This is a genomic window from Mesorhizobium sp. M7A.F.Ca.CA.003.01.2.1 (assembly GCF_003998945.1).
GTDB classification, from domain to species: Bacteria; Pseudomonadota; Alphaproteobacteria; order Rhizobiales; family Rhizobiaceae; genus Mesorhizobium; species Mesorhizobium ciceri.
In genome coordinates, this window is the sequence record NZ_RZRA01000950.1 from 1 (window position 1) to 2115 (window position 2115).

Genomic DNA, 2115 nt, shown 5'->3' on the forward strand with positions numbered 1-2115 from the left:
GACCTGTCGGGTGCGACCATGCCATCGACCGTGATCCGAAATGCGCAATACGATCCCGCCACCAGGATCCTGTCGGTCTGGTTTGTGCCGAGCGGCAGACGCTACGAATATGAGGATGTTGCACCGGCAACTTATGCCGCTTTCACCAAAGCTTCCTCAAAAGGCCGCTTCTTCAATGAGTTCATCCGCGACCGCCATCGGTACCGCCGCGTGGCGTGACAAGTTTGGACATGAGCAGGCGATGCACGGAACCTGACCGGCATCGTCTCGTTGACGTCTCGTCATCGAAGCAGGCCAGGCAACGAAAGTGTTCATCTGGACATGCTCAGGTGTTCGCACCGGCAAAGATCGATCGGAAAAGGCTTCAAGGGAGTTCAAGAGCCATGACGGCCAAGAAGCAGAAGACCGAAAGCAAGGACAAGAAGGCATTGCGCTTGGCAGAGACCACCGACGTCTCACCCAAGCAAGCCAAGGAGCTCATGCAAAAGCATGGCAAGGACAACCCCAAGGTCGAGAAGGAAGCCAGAAACTTCAAGGCGGAAGGATAGGATCCGCATGAGGCGACCTGTATGGCCCCTGCAGGTGATCGGCCAGGCAATTCGGGATTAAGGGGGTGCCCCGGCCTTTTCGGCCGCGAGCGCAAAAGGAAAGCGCAGCACCAGGTTGCGGTTCTCGTCAAAAATCTCGAAGGTCAATCCGGTACGCAGCGGCCTGCCATGCAGCAGCTCTTCGGCAAGGATTTCCTTCGCCGACGCCATCGCGTTTTCCTCAGCGCTCGCGAGATCAGAAAATTCCTGGCCCTCGGGATCCTCCTGCAAGCTTCCGCTCTCATCTCGAAGGTCGAAAAAGTACCTGGACATGCCGACTGAACTCCTGCTCATCGCGACGGTAGCATCGGAAGCGCCAGCCTCAGACTTCAGTGCCTGATGTCCCCGGATTGTCGAAGAGCACAGCGAGGCCATGCTCGATGGCGCAGGCCGCTATCAGATCATCGAAGGCCTTTCCTGAAAGCGGGCAACTTGGCATCACCTCTCGAATTGCGGTCCCGGCCTTGGCGGTAGAGATCACATCGTGGCGTTTCTTGCGTGTCTCGACATATTGCTCGACCAGGATTTTCAGGCGCCTCACCGCAACGTCGTCCGTAAACATGGATTCCTCAGCCAATGCCTGAAGTAAGGCTGTCGGCCTGATCATCGGCCGACGATCTCGGGGTTAGCCGGGATTGCTCGCACAATATTTCTATGGGCAGTTGGTTCCCCCGACCGCTTGCTTGGTAATTTTCGTACAGGGAATACCCTTGCCCGGGCTTTCATCGGGCCGAACCGACAGCCGATTTTCCGATGCCGAGGCGAGCGTTCAGGCTTGCATCACCATGCGGCTGTGACGTGCAACGACACTTTCCTCATCGGTCGCAATCACGCGTACTTCCACCTTGCTCTCGGGACGACTGAGGATCTCGGCGTGGGTGTTGTTGGCGCGATCTTCAAGCACCACGCCAAGCCAGGTCAATTTTTCGCATATGGCCTTGCGGATGGTCGCGGACCGTTCGCCGATGCCGGCGGTGAACACCAGGCATTCAAGGCCACCCATCGTGTTTGCAAGCGCCGCGGCCTCTCTCGCGGCGCGAAAGGCGAAAAGCGCCATCGCCTCTTGCGCGCGAGGATCATTGCTCGCTTCGAGCGTCCTCATGTCGCCGGAAATACCGGATACGCCGAGCAGGCCCGACTTCTCGTAGAGCATCGCCTGCAGTTCTTCCGCCGCGATGCCTCTTTCCAGCAGGAAATACAACAGCACGCCGGGATCGATGGCGCCGCACCGCGTGCCCATGACGAGGCCATCCAGGGCCGAAAAACCCATCGTGGTATCGATGCTTTTGCCCCCGTGCAGGGCGCAAAGACTTGCCCCATTGCCGAGATGGGCGACGATCGTGTGTTTCGCCGCGAAAATTGGCGATATCTCGCTGAGCCGCCCGGCGATGTATTCATAGGAGAGACCGTGGAACCCGTAGCGGCGCAAGCCTTGCTCTTCATACTGGCGCGGAAGGGCAAAGCGCCGCACGAGCGGATCGATCGTCTGGTGGAAAGCGGTGTCGAAACAGCCAACCTGTGGCAGGGC

The 2115-nt window shown here is 58.7% G+C and carries 4 protein-coding genes and 1 pseudogene; 2 read left to right on the forward strand and 3 right to left on the reverse strand.

Translation table 11 applies throughout. The features are described 5' to 3' along the window. Positions 1 to 18 precede the first annotated feature (18 nt). Entirely contained in the window at positions 19 to 219 is a 201-nt protein-coding gene (locus EN969_RS28090) for a KTSC domain-containing protein (protein WP_013531537.1), read from the forward strand. Positions 220 to 383: 164 nt separating this feature from the next. Beyond that, entirely contained in the window at positions 384 to 548 is a 165-nt protein-coding gene (locus EN969_RS28095; RefSeq protein WP_013531536.1) for a hypothetical protein, read from the forward strand. A gap of 57 nt (positions 549 to 605) precedes the next feature. Here the strand turns inward: EN969_RS28095 and EN969_RS28100 are convergent, their stop codons facing one another. From EN969_RS28100 to EN969_RS28110, 3 genes and pseudogenes are all read right to left on the reverse strand, one after another. Next, entirely contained in the window at positions 606 to 818 is a 213-nt protein-coding gene (locus EN969_RS28100) for a hypothetical protein (RefSeq protein ID WP_063168031.1), read from the reverse strand. A 91-nt stretch (positions 819 to 909) separates the two neighbouring features. After that, complete coding sequence (locus tag EN969_RS28105; protein ID WP_245441362.1) at positions 910 to 1194, reverse strand: hypothetical protein; 285 nt, start codon at positions 1192 to 1194, stop codon at positions 910 to 912. Between the two features lie 162 nt (positions 1195 to 1356). After that, positions 1357 to 2115 (reverse strand): annotated as a pseudogene (locus EN969_RS28110) (acetate kinase); the annotation flags it as partial.

Excerpts from the sequence above, each read along its gene's own strand:
- EN969_RS28090 (WP_013531537.1), top strand. The coding sequence starts at position 19 with ATGCCATCGACCGTGATCCGAAATGCGCAATACGATCCCGCCACCAGG.
- EN969_RS28095 (WP_013531536.1), top strand. The coding sequence starts at position 384 with ATGACGGCCAAGAAGCAGAAGACCGAAAGCAAGGACAAGAAGGCATTG.
- EN969_RS28105 (WP_245441362.1), bottom strand. The coding sequence starts at position 1,194 with ATGATCAGGCCGACAGCCTTACTTCAGGCATTGGCTGAGGAATCCATG.